This is a genomic window from Aureimonas sp. CAS (assembly GCF_059838215.1).
Genome location: NZ_CM187563.1, coordinates 1,054,725 through 1,069,407, shown reverse-complemented (window position 1 = coordinate 1,069,407; position 14,683 = coordinate 1,054,725). Strand labels below are relative to the sequence as shown.

The window sequence follows — 14,683 nt, the reverse complement described above, 5'->3', positions numbered from 1 at the left end:
CCTGCCGCTCCGCCCGGCGTTCGACGCGGGCGGAACCGGACCGGCGCGAAACGCGCCCCGACATCCAAGGCCGGGAACATAGGCGTTCGATCGAACGCAGGTGTTTCCGGCCTTTCTGCGTCGATGCGCACGTCGAAAGCCGATTTCGGGGCAAGCGCCGATGCTGTATCGTGACCTTATGCGTGCCCTCCCTCTCTGCCTGAGCGCCGCCGCGCTCCTCGCCCTCGCGGCGCCGGCATCGACCCAAACCACCCTGCCCGACAGCGCGGCCGAGGCGCTCGACCGCCTTCTGGGCGAGCCGCGCGGCTCCGTGGGCATGGAAGCCGAACCGCAGGCGCCCTCCCCCGTCCCGCCGGCGGCGATGTCGGGTCCGACGTCGATCGACACGCTCTTCGAACGGCTTCGAAAGGAGGCCTCGCCCGAAGGCGCCGAGCGCATCGCGAGCGAGATCCAGGCGAGATGGGCGGGCGGCGACGGCGCCACGATCGAGCTTCTGATGGGATGGGCGAGCGCGGCGGTGGCGGGCCGGGACCACGGCGCGGCCTTCGACCTCTACGAGCAGGTCATGCTGCTCGAACCGGACTATGCCGAGGCCTACAACGCCCGCGCGACGCTGAACTTCCAGCTCGACCAGTACGGGCGCTCGCTCGCCGACATCGAGCAGACGCTGGCGCGCGAGCCGCGCCATTTCGGCGCCCTTCTCGGGCTCGGCGCGATCCTGGAGGAGATGGGCCGGGACGAGGCCGCGCTCGACGCCTACCGGCGCGTCCTCGCCGTCTATCCGGCCCTGCGCCCGGCGCAGGAGGCCGCGACCCGCCTGACGGCCAAGGTCCGCGGCCGCAGCCTTTGATCGCCGCGACCTAGAGGTAACGTCGAGCCGTATCGCGAATGCGGTCGGTGTAGTCGTAGATGTGATCCAACGATTCGATCTGAACGCGTTCCTCCCGCTCACCGTCGAACAGGCTCAGATACTTGACCGATCGGTTGAGCCAGAGGCGAGCCAACGGGCGGCGGTTGTTGTTGTCGATCAAGATGCCGCAATAGGTCTGTTGGTCGCGCAGGAAAATGCGACTCGCCGGAATCGTTTCGCGGGCGATCGCGCGAACGATGAGAAAGCCTTCGCGCTCCTCTTCGGTCGTCACGATCTTGTCCGGCTCTGCCTCTGGGGTGGGGGCAGCAGGTTCCGGCTCGGTCGCCTCGAATGCGGAGGTGATCCGGTTCTGGATCGCCTGCAGGACGAGTTCGCGAAAGGCGCTCTTGACCAACGGCGTGTACTGCTCCCGAGCAGCAGCCGTGAACCGTCCTTCATGAATATCCGCGACGACCATTCTGACGAAATCCTCCGGCGGATCGTCCATGATCGAAGTGATCTTCTGCTTTATGGCAGACGTGTACTTCAGTCGCGTGGCAGACTGCAAAACTCCATCAACGTCGAACCCATTCCGCGCGAATTTCTTCAATTCGTTCAGAACCGACGCGTTGAGCTCGGAGAAGTCGAACGTCAGGAAAGGGAGGGTGTCGAGCCGGTTCGGAGCGTCCAAGTCCGTGTGGAAGTGGAATGTCCGTCCATTCGTGAGAATGGCGAACTTGGCTTCGGTAACGGAGAAGTAGCGGTAAAGCTGCGCAAGGTGGACACGTTCCAGCTTGCAGGTGATCGGCTTGCACTCGATCAGAATCCGCAGCTGCCCTTCGATGCAGATCGCGTAATCAACCCGCTCTCCCTTCTTGCCAACGGCGTCGGCAGTGAACTCCGGGATGCTTTCGGATGGGTTGAAGACCTCGTAGCCGAGGGCGCTCAGGAACGGCAATATAACTGCCGTCTTGACCGCCTCCTCGGTGGCCATCGAACTTGAATGGTGCCTCACGCGCTCCGCGATGTCGCGGAGCCTATCTTCCATCGTCATGTCGTCCCCCACGCTCAGAGCGAAAGTTAGACACGGGCTCAACCTTTTGGCGAGCGGAATTTTGGAGTCTCGACGCCTCCGCTTCAGGCGGCGGTCTGGCCGTCCGAGCCGATATAGGCGATGCGCAGCATGTTGGTGGCGCCGGGCGTGCGCAGCGGCACGCCGGCGGTGATGATGATGCGCTCGCCCGGCCGGGCCTGGCCCTCGCCCACCGCCACGCGGCAGGCCTTGTCGACCATCTCGTCGAGATCGCTCGCGTCTTCGGTCACCACGCTGTGCAGGCCCCAGACGAGGCTGAGGCGGCGCGCGGTCGCCAGCACCGGCGAGAGGGCCACGATCGGCAGGAGCGGGCGTTCGCGCGAGGTGCGAAGGCCGGTCGTGCCGGTCGAGGTGTAGGTGACGATGGCCGCGACCGAGAGCGTCTCGGCCATCTGCCGGGCGGCGAGCGAGACCGCGTCCGCGCCGGTCGATTCGGCGACCGGCCGCTGCGCCGAGATGATGCCCGGATAGAGCGGGTCCTTCTCCACCTGCACGGCGATGCGGTTCATCGTCTCGACCGCCTCGACCGGATAGGCGCCCGCCGCCGATTCCGCCGAGAGCATGACTGCGTCCGCGCCCTCGAAGACGGCGATGGAGACGTCGGAAACCTCGGCGCGGGTCGGCACCGGCGCCGAGATCATCGATTCCAGCATCTGCGTGGCGACGACCACCGGCTTGCCGGCGGCGCGCGCCATGCGCGTCATGCGCTTCTGAATACCGGGAACGGCCTCCAGCGGCATCTCCACGCCGAGATCGCCGCGCGCCACCATGATGGCGTCGGAGAGCTCGATGATCTCCTCCAGCCGCTCCACAGCCTGCGGCTTCTCGATCTTGGAGAGGATGGCCGCCCGGCCGCGCGCGAGCTTGCGCGCCTCGGCCAGATCCTCCGGCCGCTGGATGAAGGAGAGCGCCAGCCAGTCGACGTCGGCCTCGAGCACCGCGTCGAGGTCGCGCCGGTCCTTGTCGGTCAGGGCGCCGGAGGTCAGCAGCGTGTCGGGCAAGGAGACGCCCTTGCGGTCGGAAATGGTGGTGCCCGCCACGACGCGCGTCTTCACCGTGCGCCCGTCCGTCTCCGTCACGACGAGCTGCAGGCGCCCGTCGTCGATCAGCAGGCGGTGGCCCGGCTCGACGGTCTGCAGGATCTCGGGATGGGGCAGGTGGACGCGGGTGGCGTCGCCCGGCGTCTCGTCGCCGTCGAGCGTGAAGTCCTGCCCGACGGTCAGCTCGACCTTCGTCTCGGCGAACTTGCCGACGCGCAGCTTCGGCCCCTGAAGATCGGCGAGGATGCCGATGGGCCGGCCCAGCGAGGCCTCGACCGCGCGGATGCGGCGCACAAGCTCGCGCATCGTGTCGTGGTCGGTGTGGCTCATGTTGATGCGGAAGCAGTCCGCACCCGCCTCGTGAAGCCGGGCGATCATCCCCTCGTCGGAGGAGGCCGGCCCGAGGGTCGCGAGGATCTTGACGCGTCGATTGCGTTTCATTGGGCCGATGGTTCTCCGTCGGATTCGGTTTCGGCCGGCAGCGCGCCGTCCGGCTCTTCGTCGGTTCCCTCGTCGGGGGCTGCCGTGGGCGCGGCTTGCGCCGGCGCGCTCTCGCGGGGCGCCTCGGTGAGGTTCACCATCCAGCTCGCCTGCGCGCCGGTGTCGTATTCGCGAAAGCCCATCTCCTGGAAGCCGCGCGTGAAGCAGTCCTCGACGCCGACGACGCGGAATTCGTTCTCCGCGATGCAGAAATTTACCTCGCCGGCCCATCGGCCGACGCCCTCGGCATCCTCGGCGTAGAGATAGTAGTAGCGCGAGTTCAGCTGCCCCTCGACGACCGAGCGGCACTGGGTCGCGGGGATGCGCCACCAGCCCTCGCTGATCCAGCCCTCCTCCCCGCGATAGCCGATCGCCACGCCGACCAGCGACTGGGTGCCGTTGCACACGCGAAGATCGGCCGCCGCGTCCGAGACGCCCAGGGCGAGGAAGCCCGCGCCGGTGCAGGCGGCGACCAGAAGGGGCCGTGCGAGCGGAACGAGGGGCGAAAGGGGGCTGCGCATGCGGTGTCGGGTGAACGAGGTCCGGACGGTTCCGGCGCTGTCTGTCACGGCGGTCTCCCAGTCGAAGCGGCGCAGCCTCGCTTTTGGAACGATTGAAACCCGAGCGCAAGCGGCGCTCGGGTGCGGGACGCGACTTGAAGCGCGGCCGCGTCCTGGCGATATGCCCAGACAAGCACGACGGAACGGAGGCAGGAATGAGCGAAGACGCCCGCACGATCGAATGGGAGGCTGCGGCCTTCCGCCGCCTCCGCGACCATCTGCGCGAGCGGAGCGACGTCCAGAACATCGACATGATGAATCTGGCCGGCTTCTGCCGGAACTGCCTGTCCAACTGGTATCGCGAGGCGGCCGAGGCGGACGGCGAGCAGATGTCGAAGGAGCGCTCGCGCGAGATCGTCTACGGCATGCCCTATGCCGAATGGCAGGCGAAGAACCAGCGCGAGGCGAGCGCCGACCAGCTGGCCGCCTTCGAGACCAGCCGGCCGAAGGAGTAGAAGCCGGCGCCCTCCGATTTCGTGGTGGTCGGTCGCACGATCCGTGCGAGGCTGCCGTTTTACGTCGAGAGGATCGAACGATGGGTGAGAAGAACAGGGGCGGCAAGGAATCCCGCAAGCCGAAGAAGGTCGTCGAGAAGACGATCGCGGCGGCGCCGAGCCTGAAGGGAAGCCTCACGCCGAAGAAGTAGCGTCGAGGACAGGGCCGGACGTGATCGAAAACGACGGGCGCGACGATCGCGCCCGTTTCCGCATCCGCGTTCCGCCGCTTCCATTGCGGCGGTGAAATCTGCTATCGGCGACGCCCTGAGGCGATCGGGTCCCGTCCCCGTGCGAGAGCGGCATGCTCGCCTCGCAAGCCCTCGAAGGACGAGTGCCGCCGAGCGGGTCCGCCCGCGCCCGGCCGCCAGAGATTAAGGAACGACACGATGTCCGAGACGATGGAGGCTTCGGCCGAGACCAACGTGGCCGCCGAAGAGCTGCGCTCCTTCATCGAGCGCGTCGAGCGCCTGGAGGAGGAGAAGAAGACGATCTCCGACGACATCAAGGACGTCTACGGCGAGGCCAAGGGCCGGGGCTACGACGTGAAGGTGCTGCGCAAGATCGTCTCGCTGCGCAAGCAGGACCGCAACGAGCGCGCCGAGCAGGAGGCGATCCTCGACCTCTACATGCAGGCGCTCGGCATGAACTGAAGGCCCGACCGGCCACACGCGGACCGGGCGCGCCGACGCGTCCGCCCGGTCCCTCGCCCCATCTGACGCGTCATCAAACTTCAGCGTTCGCTCGAGCGTCTCCGTTCCCGCCATCCGGTTCCGCCTTATCTGTTCGGCCGACCAGCCCATTCCGGGCGGGCGGCATCGGGCGGTTTTTCGCCCGGACTCGAAAAGGCATGCTCGTGACGACGCCTCTCCTCTCGCGACGCGCCTTCCTGGCCGCCTCGGCCGCCGCGTCCCTCTCCGGCGCGCTCGGCGCGCGGGCTCAGATCGTCGATCCCGAGCGCGACGGCAGCGCGATCGCGGACGAGGTGCGCGAGCGCGCCAGGCGCCTCAGCCTGAAACCCTTCGTCGAGAAGCCGATCGTCGCCGGCAACCTCACCTACGACCAGTATCGCGCGATCCGCTTCGATCCCCGCCGCATGCTCTGGGCGGCGGAGGACGACCTCGCCTTCCAGGCGGACTTCTTCCATGTCGGCGGGCTCTACAAGCGCGGGGTCGACCTCTTCGAGGTCGCGGACGGCGCGACGCGCCCCATCGCCTACGACCGCGAGATGTTCGACTTCGGCGCGGAGGCCGAGGCCGTGGAGGAGGTGGCGGGCCCGGCCTTCGCCGGGCTGCGGCTGCATTATCCGCTGAACGGGCTGAACATGTCCGAATTCGCGGTCTTCCTCGGGGCGAGCTATTTTCGCGCCATCGGGCTCGACGGGCGCTACGGCCTCTCGGCGCGCGGCCTCGCCATCCGCTCGGGCCTTCACGAAGAGGAGTTTCCGCGCTTCGAGGCCTTCTGGCTGGAGCGCCCCGCGCCCGGCGACAGCCATGTGACCCTCCACGCGCTGCTCGACAGCGAAAGCGTCTCCGGCGCGTTCCGCTTCGTCCTTTCGCCCGGTGAATCGACCGTCATGGACGTCTCCGCCTCTCTCTTTCCCCGACGCGAGATCGAGCATCTCGGCCTCGCGCCGATCACCTCCATGTTCATGCGCGGCGAGGCCGACCGGGGCGACTTCTCGGATTTCCGCCCGCAGGTCCACGATTCGGAGGCCCTGTCGATCCGCAGCGGCGCGAACGACTGGATCTGGCGTCCTCTCCGCAATCCGGACGTCGTCGAGATCAGCGCCTACGCGGACGGCAACGTTCAGGGCTTCGGCCTCATCCAGCGCGACCGCGACTTCAACCATTATCTCGATCTCGAGGCGCGCTACGACCTGCGCCCCGGCCTCTGGGTCGAGCCCGTCGGCGACTGGGGCCCGGGCGAGGTCCGCCTTGTCGAGTTGCCGACGCCCGACGAGACGCAGGACAACATCGTCGCTTTCTGGACGCCCGAGACGCCGCCCGCACCGGGCGAGGAGTTCGTCTTTCGCTACCGGCTGCACTGGGGCCCGAACCCGCCGGTCGCGACGGTCCTGGCGCGGGTCGTCGGCACCTATTCGGGCGTCGGCGGCATCGCGTCGAGCCCCGACCCGACCTTGCGCAAGTTCGTCATCGACTTTTCCGGCGGACCGCTCGGCCAGCTCGCGGCCGACGTCGATCTGATCGTGGATGCGAAGGCGACGAACGCCGAGATCGTCGCCTCGACGGTGCTGCCGAACGAGCCCATGGCCGGCTGGCGGGTCTTCCTCGACGTGCGCGCAGAGCCGGGAAGCGATCCCGAGATCGAATGCGTCCTGCGGCTGGACGGCCGCGCCCTGTCGGAGTTCTGGACGGCGCGCTGGCACGCCAGGGCCGGTTGAGGGGCTCAGGAAGCCGTGGTGTGTGAGCGGCGTTTGCGCTCTAGATTGGCCGGAGCCAGAAGCGGGACGCCTCATGACCAGCCACACGATCATCCTGAACGCCGAGACCTTCGACCTCGAGCGCACGCATGAAAGCCTGAAGACGCTGAACGAGAAGATCGAGGCGTTCCAGGCCGAGCGGCCGAGCCCCTGGTCCTTTCCGCTCGACGCCGTCCGGCAGGCGCGGCGCGAGGGCAAGGGCGTCTTTCCGGGGCTGGCGCCGGACCCCAAGGGCGAGGACATCGTCATCGAGGGTCGCGGCGGGCACGCGATCGGCGCGCGGATCATCCGCCCGGAGGGCCGCGAGGCGCGCGGCACCTATCTCCACTTCCACGGCGGCGGCTGGGTGTTCGGCGAACCGGCCGAGAACGACGCGCGGCTGCGCAGGCTCGCCGAGGCGACCGGTCTCGCCACGCTTTCCGTCGATTACCGTCTGGCGCCCGAACACCCCTTCCCCGCCGGCCCGGACGATTGCGAGGACGTGGCGCTCGCTCTCTCGCGCGGGGAGATCGACGGCCTGCCGACCGGCTTCCTCGCCGTCGGCGGCGAATCGGCCGGCGCGCATCTCTCGGTGCTGACGCTCCTGCGCCTTCGCGACAAGCACGGTCTGGTGCCCTTCCGGGCCGCCAATCTCGTCGCCGGCTGCTACGATCTCTCGCTCACGCCCAGCGTGCGCAATTTCGGAGAGAAGCGTCTCGTTCTCAACACGGACGACGTGAAGGAGTTCGTCCTGCGCTTCGTGCCGGACTCCCAGCCGCTGATGGATGCCGCCGTCTCGCCGCTCTACGCCGATCTGCGGGACATGCCGCCGGCCCTCTTCACGGTCGGCACGCGCGATCTGCTTCTGGACGACACGCTCTTCATGGCGGCGCGCTGGATGGCGGCCGGCAACGCCGCGACTCTCTCCACCTGGACGGGCGGCGCGCATGTCTTCCAGGCCTTCGACATCGCCTCCGCCCATGCCTCGAACGCCGAGATGGCGGACTTCCTGGCGCGCGCGCTGGGAGACCCGGCCGCGGTCGCCGCTTGACGGAACGCCGGCGTTGCGGCACCGCAAGGCCATGACGACCATCTACAAGATCGTGCCGCGCAGCCTCTGGGACGAGGCCGTGGCGAAGGGCCGGTTCGACGGCGCGCCGGTGGATCTGGCCGACGGCTACATCCACTTCTCGACCGCCGAACAGGCGCGCGAGACGGCCGCCAAGCACTTTGACGGCCAGCACGACCTTCTGCTCGTGGCCGTTTCAGGCGAGGCGCTGGGCGAAGCGCTTCGCTACGAGCCCTCGCGCGGCGGCGACCTCTTTCCCCATCTCTACGGCCCGCTCGACACCGCGCAAGCGCTCTTTGTCGAGCCTCTGCCGCTCGGCGAGGACGGCACCCACCGCTTCCCGGAGCGCCTGCGATGAGCCTCTACGATCTGGCAAGGCCCGCGCTCTTCCGGCTCGACGCCGAGAAGGCCCACGGCCTCTCGATCAGGGCGCTGAAGAGCGGCCTCGTGCCCCGACGCAACCAGATCGTCGATCCGCGCCTGCGGGTCGAGGTGGCCGGCATCCACTTTCCCAATCCGCTCGGCCTCGCCGCCGGCTACGACAAGAACGCCGAGGCGCCCGACGCGCTGCTGCGTCTCGGCTTCGGCTTCGTGGAGGTCGGCACCGTCACGCCGCTGCCGCAGGAGGGAAACTCGAAGCCCCGCATCTTCCGCCTGCCCGAGCAGGGCGCGGTCATCAACCGGCTCGGCTTCAACAATGACGGCCATGCGGACGCCGCGAGCCGCCTCGACCGGCGGCGCCGCAAGGCGGGGATCGTCGGGGTCAATATCGGGGCCAACAAGGATTCGGACGACCGCATCAACGACTACGTGATGGGCATCCACCGCTTCGAGTGCATGGTGGACTATCTCGTCGTCAACGTCTCCTCCCCCAACACGCCCGGTCTGCGCAAGCTGCAGGGCTCGGAGGAACTGGAGCGGCTGCTGCCGAGCGTCATCGCGGCGCGCAACGGCGCGGCGGCGATCTCGGCCTCCCGCCCCTGCCCGGTCTTCCTGAAGGTCGCGCCCGATCTGACCGCCGCCGACATCGGCGCCATCGCCGACGCCGCCAAGCGCCATCGGATCGACGGGCTGATCGTCTCCAACACCACGATCTCGCGCGCCGAGATTTCGGGCTTTCCGGCCGCCGCAGAACAGGGCGGGCTCTCGGGCCGGCCTCTGATGAACCGCTCCACCTACGTGCTCGCCGCCTTTCGCCGGGCGCTCGGGCCGGAGATGCCGCTGATCGGCGTCGGCGGCGTGGACAGCGCCGAGACCGCGCTCGCCAAGATCGAGGCGGGCGCCGACCTCGTCCAGCTCTACACCGCGCTCGTCTATGGCGGGCCGGGCCTGCCCAAGCGCATCCTCAAAGGTCTTTGCGAGATCATGGACCGCACGAACGCGCGCTCGATCCAGGAGATGCGCGACCGCACGGTGAGCGAGGTGCTCGACCGGGGTCCGCCGCCCGGCATGGAAGCGGTCGGCTGAGCACTGAATTGGCGCTGCCGCTCGTCCATCACCCCGCCTTCGACGCGAGGTTCGATCCGGCGCACCGCTTCCCGATGGGCAAGTTCACGCGCCTTGCCCAGATCCTCGTGGAGGACGGGCTCGTCGCCCCCGGCGGCTGGCACGTTCCCGAGCCCGCAGACGCCGAACTCCTGTCGCGCGCGCATGACGAGGCTTACGTCGCGGCCGTCCTGAACCAGGCCGTTCCGCCGGAGCTGGAGAAGGCGATCGGCTTTCCGGTCGACCGGCGCGTCGCGATGCGCTCCGCCTGCGCCTGCGGCGGCACGCTCCTCACCGCAAGGCTGGCGATGGAGCACGGCATCGCCTGCAACACGGCGGGCGGCAGCCACCACGCCTCGCGCTCCGGCGGCGCCGGCTTCTCGGTCTTCAACGACGTGGCGGTGGCAGCAAGCCAGCTTCTCCACGAGCGCAGCGTGAAGCGCATCCTCGTCTTCGACTGCGACGTCCATCAGGGCGACGGCACGGCGCGCATCTTCGAGGACGAGCCGGACGTCGTCACCGTCTCGATCCACGCGGAGAAGAACTACCCGGACCGCAAGGCGCGATCGAACTTCGACGTGCCCCTGCCGGACGGGATGGAGGACGAGGCCTATCTTCAGGTTCTGGAAGAGACGCTGGAGCGCACGGCCTGGCTCGGCGCCTTCGACATCGTCTTCTACAATGCCGGGGTCGATCCGCACCGCGACGACCGCCTGGGCCGCCTGTCGCTCTCCGACGAGGGCCTGAGGGCGCGGGACCTGCGCGTCATCGGCTTCTATCGCGATCTCGGCCTGCCGGTCGCCTGCGTCATCGGCGGCGGCTATTCGCGCGACATCGAGGCGGTCTCGCGCCGCCACACGATCGTCCATCGCGCGGCGGCACGTTTCTTCTGATCGGGGATCAGCCGCCCCGGCCGGACTTCATCAGGCGCGAGATCAGGAACACCGGCACCACGATGATGGCGCCGAGCAGGAAATATTCGGTGGCGCGGCCGAGCGAGCCGAAGACCATGCGCCAGGCGTCGCGGAAGAGGTCCACCACCCAATCGACGAGATCGAAGGGGTGGATGTTGAACCAGGACAGGAGGATGCCGACCGCGAGCGAGATCAGCGCCAGCTTCAGCAGCACCGACAGCGGCGACCCGCCGAGGAATCTCGTTACGCTTCCGGACATCCACGGTACCTTGCCAGAGCGCCGTGCGTCCGATCGGACGCACAAAGGCCGCTCTACCTCTCATCTTGCGCATCAGGCTTTCCGGAAAGCCGGAACCGGCTTCCCGGGCCGATGCTTTCTCGTCCCGGCCGCAGAGGTAGTCGCCCGATTGCGGCATCGCAAGCGCGGGCGCTCAGGACACACCCTAGGCGGGCAGCATCGCCTGCAGCGTCTCCAGCCGGTCGGCCTCGGCCGAGGGCTTGTCCCAGCGCAGGCGGTTGACGCGCGGGAAGCGCATCGCGACCCCCGATTTGTGGCGCGTGGAGCGCGCCAGCCCCTCGAAGGCGACCTCCAGCACCAGCCCGTGGTCGCGCGTGGCCCGCACCGAGCGGACCGGGCCGAAGCGCTCGATCGTGTTGTCGCGAACGAACTTATCGATGCGCTTCAGCTCCTCGTCGGTGAAGCCGAAATAGGCCTTGCCGACCGGCACGAGCTCCGGCGCCTCCTCCGGCCCCGTCCAGACGCCGAACGTGTAGTCCGAATAGAAGCTCGACCGCTTGCCGTGCCCGCGCTGGGCGTACATCAGAACCGCGTCGATGAGATGGGGGTCCTGCTTCCACTTGAACCAGGGACCCTTCGGGCGGCCGGGCACGTAGGCGCTGTCCCAGCGCTTGAGCATCACCCCTTCGATCACCGAATGGGGCGGATCGGCGCGCAGCCGCCCCAGCGCCTCGAAATCCTCGAAGGGCAGGAAGGGCGAGACGTCGAAGCGCGTCGGCTCCAGATGGCGCACGAAGGCGTCCAGCCGCTCGCGGCGTTCCCGGTAGGGCAGCGCGCGAAGATCGTCCGGCCCGTCCTGCAGGAGGTCGTAGGCGCGCAGGAAGACCGGGTGCTTCTTCATGATCGCGGCGGACACGCTCTTTCGGTTCAGCCGCTGCTGGAGGTCGGAAAAGGTACCGACGACGATGTCGTCCTCAGCCCTGCCCTTCTGAGGATCGAGCGCGGGCCTGCCGGGCTTGCCCGGCCGGGCGACCAGGAGTTCGCCGTCGAGGGAGCCCTCGAAGGTCATGAAGTCCAGAAGGTCGGGGAATGAGCCGGAGATGTCGTCGCCGGTGCGCGAATAAAGTCGCTTCACACCGCGCTCCACCGTCGCCTGGACGCGGATGCCGTCCCATTTCCATTCGGCGGCGTAGTCCTGCGGCGTGATGCGCTCGTGGTCCGGCTCCTCCAGCGGCTGGGAGAGCATGACCGGCCGGAAGGGCGAGGCGGCGGCCGAGACGGGCTTCTCCGCCCGCCCGTCGAGCCAGGCGAACAGCGCCTCGTAAGGCGGCTCCAGCCCGTGCCAGAGCTCTTCGATCTCGGTGACGTCCTTCCCGCCGTAATTCGCCAGCGCCTGCTTGGCGAGGCGGGAGGAGACGCCGATGCGAAGCGCTCCGGTCACGAGCTTCAGGAGCGCGTAGCGCCCGGAGGAATCCAGCCGGTCGAGCCAGTCCTCCACGAGCCTCGGGCCCTCGGCGCGGCTCGCGGCGTCGAGCGCGTGAATCACTTCGGCCAGTGTCGGCACGTCATTGCGCCCGCGCACCCCGTCATGCGGCGCGGGCCAGACGAGGGCGATGGTCTCGGCCAGATCGCCGACATAGTCGTAGGAGTAGCCGAACAGCACCTCGTCCATGCGGCTCGCCATCAGGGCGCGCAGCATGGCGGGCTTGACCGAGCGGATGTCCAGCCCGCCCGTCAGCACGGCCAGCGCAAGCCCGCGCTCGGGGTCGGGCACGGAGCGGAAATGGTCCTCCATCAGGCGCAGCTTGCCGTTGCGCGAGGGGGTCAGGACCAGCCGGTCGAGGAGTTCGGCGAAGCGCTTCAAGGATCAACGGGCCATAGCGGACATGCCGGACCCTAGATAGGTCGCGCGCGCCGTCCGTCAGGCCGCGGCGGGACCGCGCGCGAAGCGGGCGAGCGCGGCCTGGCGCCGCGCCCGGACATGATGGCGCACGGTGAACAGGACGTCGGCATCCATGTTCGGCTGGCGGCCGAGCCAGTCGAGATAGTCGTCGGGCAACTCGCGCATGGCGACGCCCTTGTGCTTGCCGAAGCGCAGCCGCGCCAAAAGCGCCGGCTCGGCCGAGACCCTCTCGGCGCGGTCGAGGAAGTCCGCCACATCCGCGCAGCGCGGCATCAGGACGGCGGCGATGGAGCGCAGGAGCACCGCGGTGCAGACCGCATCGTAGAGCGCGCGGTGCGGATGGAGCCCCGCCAGCATCGGCTCGACGCCCGACAGATCGAGCGGCACGTATTTCACCAGGCTCTGCAGGCCGTGGGAGCGCACCTGCGGGAAGGCGCGCAGCGCCAGCTTGTGGGTGCAGAGCCAGCGCCCGGTCATCCTCAGGCGCGGCCGGTCGAAATTGGCCCGCTGCGCGGCGTAGGACGGGGCACCGGCGAAGGGCGCGCTGGCTTCCGCGAAGCTCGGCGCGCCTAGAAGCATCTCGTCGGTGATCCGGTGCACCTTGCGCGCATGCGGATTGATCGGGACGCCGCCGGGGTCGGCCAGCGACTGCATCGGATTGAAGATTTCGCCGGTCGTCAGATCGAGGTCGACCGAGCCGATCTCGATGACCGCGTCCTCGGCCAAGCGCTGGCCGGCGGTCTCGGTGTCGATGACGCGCACGACCGGAGACACCGGCTCGGCGAACAGCGACGGCGTCGTCGCGAGGGTCGGAAACAGCTCGATCATGGCCTTCGACTGCCAAGATCGGCGTTCCGGCCCTCCCATGCAAGCGTTCAGGCGGGATCGAGCGCCAGAACCCAGAAGAAACTGTCGGAGGCATCGAAGCGGCGGCGCTGCGAGGAGACGAGCATCAGCTGCCCGTCGACCTCGGTCGCGAAGCCCACCGTGTTGCCGAACTCGTCGGAGCCCGCCTCGCTCGGGTTCTCGCGATCGTAGCCACCGCCCTCGCCCGAGGGGAAGGTGCGGCCGACGAAGGCCGAGACCGGGCCGGCGAGCGGGCGCAGATCCGCGCGAAGGCGCTCGCCGCTGGTCTTCTCGACGAGAAGCCCGCCGCCCTCACTTTCGCTGATGCGGCATTGATGCGTGCCGACCGTGCGCGCGGCCTCGCCGGAGAAGCCGAAATAATAGAGCGTGCAGGACGCGCTGCCGGCCAGCGCGGCGCCGGGGAGCGCGATCTCGGCCTCCCCGCCCTTCACCGCGCGGGCCGCAGCCTCAGCCGCATCGCGCGCCGCCTGCGGCCCCGCGCCCAGCGAGGCCTCGGCGTTGGCCGCCACCGTGCGCTCGATCTGGTCGGCGAGCCCGACGAGCTCGGCCCGGTCGTCCTCGGTCAGTTCGCCGAGCGTGACGGCGCAGGCCGCATCGCAGGCGAAGGGCGCGGCGGCGCCCGGCGTTCCGCCTTGGCCCGGCGCCTGCAGTGCTGCGATCTCGGGCGATTGCGACAAGGCCGACGGGGAGAGAAGGCGCTCGGCGACGCCGCTCGCGGGCGGAACGGCGGCTCCGGCGGGCGCGGCCGCGGCGATGGCGGCCTGCTGCGCCGTGCCCATGGCCGGGACCGCCCGCTCCAGCGCCATTTCGCCGCCGATTTCGACCGAGCGGGCGACCTTGTCGTAGATGCAGACGACCGAGCGGGGCATCCCGTCCTCGGTCGAGGTCCCGCTGAGGAAGGCCAGACCGTAGCTCTGCAGCCCGAAGGGATCGACGACGATCTGGGCGTCGGTGAGCTGCGCGGCCGAGGCGTCGCGGCAGGCGGTCTCGACGTCGCGGCGGAACTCCTCCCAGGCCGAGGGAGAGGAGGCGAAGGCCGGCTGCGCGGCGACGAGGAGCCCCAGGCAGGCGCTCGGGATCAGGGACCAGCGGGAGAGCATCCGATCTTCCTTCCAGTTCAAACCTACGGCCCCCGCCGAGCCGGACAGCCTCGTTCCCACGAAAAATCGGACTCATTGAGGCGGGCGCGCAACAGATCCCTCCTGCCCTATCGTCCGAAGATGGGCTCTGCTATCCACTTTCGAGTGACGTTTACGTCAAAGGAGGAG

The 14,683-nt window shown here is 68.9% G+C and carries 14 protein-coding genes and 1 pseudogene; 8 read left to right on the top strand and 7 right to left on the bottom strand.

Annotation, left to right across the window (positions count from 1 at the left end):
- Window positions 1–178: 178 nt before the first annotated feature.
- A complete protein-coding gene (locus tag AC6R2M_RS05200) occupies window positions 179–850 on the top strand; it encodes a tetratricopeptide repeat protein (RefSeq protein ID WP_500486154.1) in 672 nt (223 codons plus the stop codon).
- A gap of 10 nt (window positions 851–860) precedes the next feature.
- Here the strand turns inward: AC6R2M_RS05200 and AC6R2M_RS05195 are convergent, their stop codons facing one another.
- From AC6R2M_RS05195 to AC6R2M_RS05185, 3 genes and pseudogenes are all read right to left on the bottom strand, one after another.
- Window positions 861–1,904: a type I restriction endonuclease gene (locus AC6R2M_RS05195; RefSeq protein WP_500486152.1), complete on the bottom strand. Its 1,044-nt coding sequence runs from the start codon at window positions 1,902–1,904 to the stop codon at window positions 861–863.
- Window positions 1,905–1,987: 83 nt separating this feature from the next.
- A complete protein-coding gene (pyk, locus tag AC6R2M_RS05190) occupies window positions 1,988–3,424 on the bottom strand; it encodes a pyruvate kinase (RefSeq protein WP_500486150.1) in 1,437 nt (478 codons plus the stop codon).
- Between the two features lie 116 nt (window positions 3,425–3,540).
- Window positions 3,541–3,984: pseudogene (locus AC6R2M_RS05185) on the bottom strand (DUF1036 domain-containing protein); the annotation flags it as partial.
- A gap of 194 nt (window positions 3,985–4,178) precedes the next feature.
- Between AC6R2M_RS05185 and AC6R2M_RS05180 the strand changes: the two are divergent.
- From AC6R2M_RS05180 to AC6R2M_RS05150, 7 genes are all read left to right on the top strand, one after another.
- Entirely contained in the window at window positions 4,179–4,478 is a 300-nt protein-coding gene (locus AC6R2M_RS05180) for a DUF1244 domain-containing protein (protein WP_500486148.1), read from the top strand.
- A gap of 428 nt (window positions 4,479–4,906) precedes the next feature.
- Window positions 4,907–5,170, top strand: coding sequence for a DUF2312 domain-containing protein (locus AC6R2M_RS05175; RefSeq protein ID WP_500486146.1), 264 nt, complete (start codon window positions 4,907–4,909; stop codon window positions 5,168–5,170).
- 203 nt (window positions 5,171–5,373) lie between these two features.
- The gene (locus tag AC6R2M_RS05170) at window positions 5,374–6,921 is read left to right on the top strand and encodes an OpgD/OpgG family glucan biosynthesis protein (RefSeq protein ID WP_500486144.1); all 1,548 of its coding nucleotides are present in this window, start codon (window positions 5,374–5,376) and stop codon (window positions 6,919–6,921) included.
- A 73-nt stretch (window positions 6,922–6,994) separates the two neighbouring features.
- The gene (locus AC6R2M_RS05165) at window positions 6,995–7,990 is read left to right on the top strand and encodes an alpha/beta hydrolase (protein WP_500486142.1); all 996 of its coding nucleotides are present in this window, start codon (window positions 6,995–6,997) and stop codon (window positions 7,988–7,990) included.
- A 31-nt stretch (window positions 7,991–8,021) separates the two neighbouring features.
- Window positions 8,022–8,366: a DUF952 domain-containing protein gene (locus AC6R2M_RS05160; protein WP_500487500.1), complete on the top strand. Its 345-nt coding sequence runs from the start codon at window positions 8,022–8,024 to the stop codon at window positions 8,364–8,366.
- The gene (locus AC6R2M_RS05155) at window positions 8,363–9,475 is read left to right on the top strand and encodes a quinone-dependent dihydroorotate dehydrogenase (protein WP_500486140.1); all 1,113 of its coding nucleotides are present in this window, start codon (window positions 8,363–8,365) and stop codon (window positions 9,473–9,475) included. Before AC6R2M_RS05160 ends, AC6R2M_RS05155 begins: the two co-directional genes overlap by 4 nt.
- A gap of 8 nt (window positions 9,476–9,483) precedes the next feature.
- Window positions 9,484–10,386 (top strand): histone deacetylase family protein, encoded by a 903-nt coding sequence (locus AC6R2M_RS05150; protein WP_500486138.1) that lies wholly within the window; start codon window positions 9,484–9,486, stop codon window positions 10,384–10,386.
- Window positions 10,387–10,393: 7 nt separating this feature from the next.
- Here the strand turns inward: AC6R2M_RS05150 and AC6R2M_RS05145 are convergent, their stop codons facing one another.
- The 4 genes from AC6R2M_RS05145 to AC6R2M_RS05130 all read right to left on the bottom strand — a co-directional run bounded on the left by AC6R2M_RS05145 (window position 10,394) and on the right by AC6R2M_RS05130 (window position 14,515).
- A complete protein-coding gene (locus AC6R2M_RS05145) occupies window positions 10,394–10,666 on the bottom strand; it encodes a DUF6460 domain-containing protein (protein WP_500486136.1) in 273 nt (90 codons plus the stop codon).
- 184 nt (window positions 10,667–10,850) lie between these two features.
- Entirely contained in the window at window positions 10,851–12,509 is a 1,659-nt protein-coding gene (locus AC6R2M_RS05140; protein ID WP_500486134.1) for a cisplatin damage response ATP-dependent DNA ligase, read from the bottom strand.
- 57 nt (window positions 12,510–12,566) lie between these two features.
- Entirely contained in the window at window positions 12,567–13,376 is an 810-nt protein-coding gene (locus AC6R2M_RS05135; protein WP_500486132.1) for an exonuclease domain-containing protein, read from the bottom strand.
- Window positions 13,377–13,423: 47 nt separating this feature from the next.
- Window positions 13,424–14,515: a hypothetical protein gene (locus AC6R2M_RS05130; protein WP_500486130.1), complete on the bottom strand. Its 1,092-nt coding sequence runs from the start codon at window positions 14,513–14,515 to the stop codon at window positions 13,424–13,426.
- Window positions 14,516–14,683 lie beyond the last annotated feature (168 nt).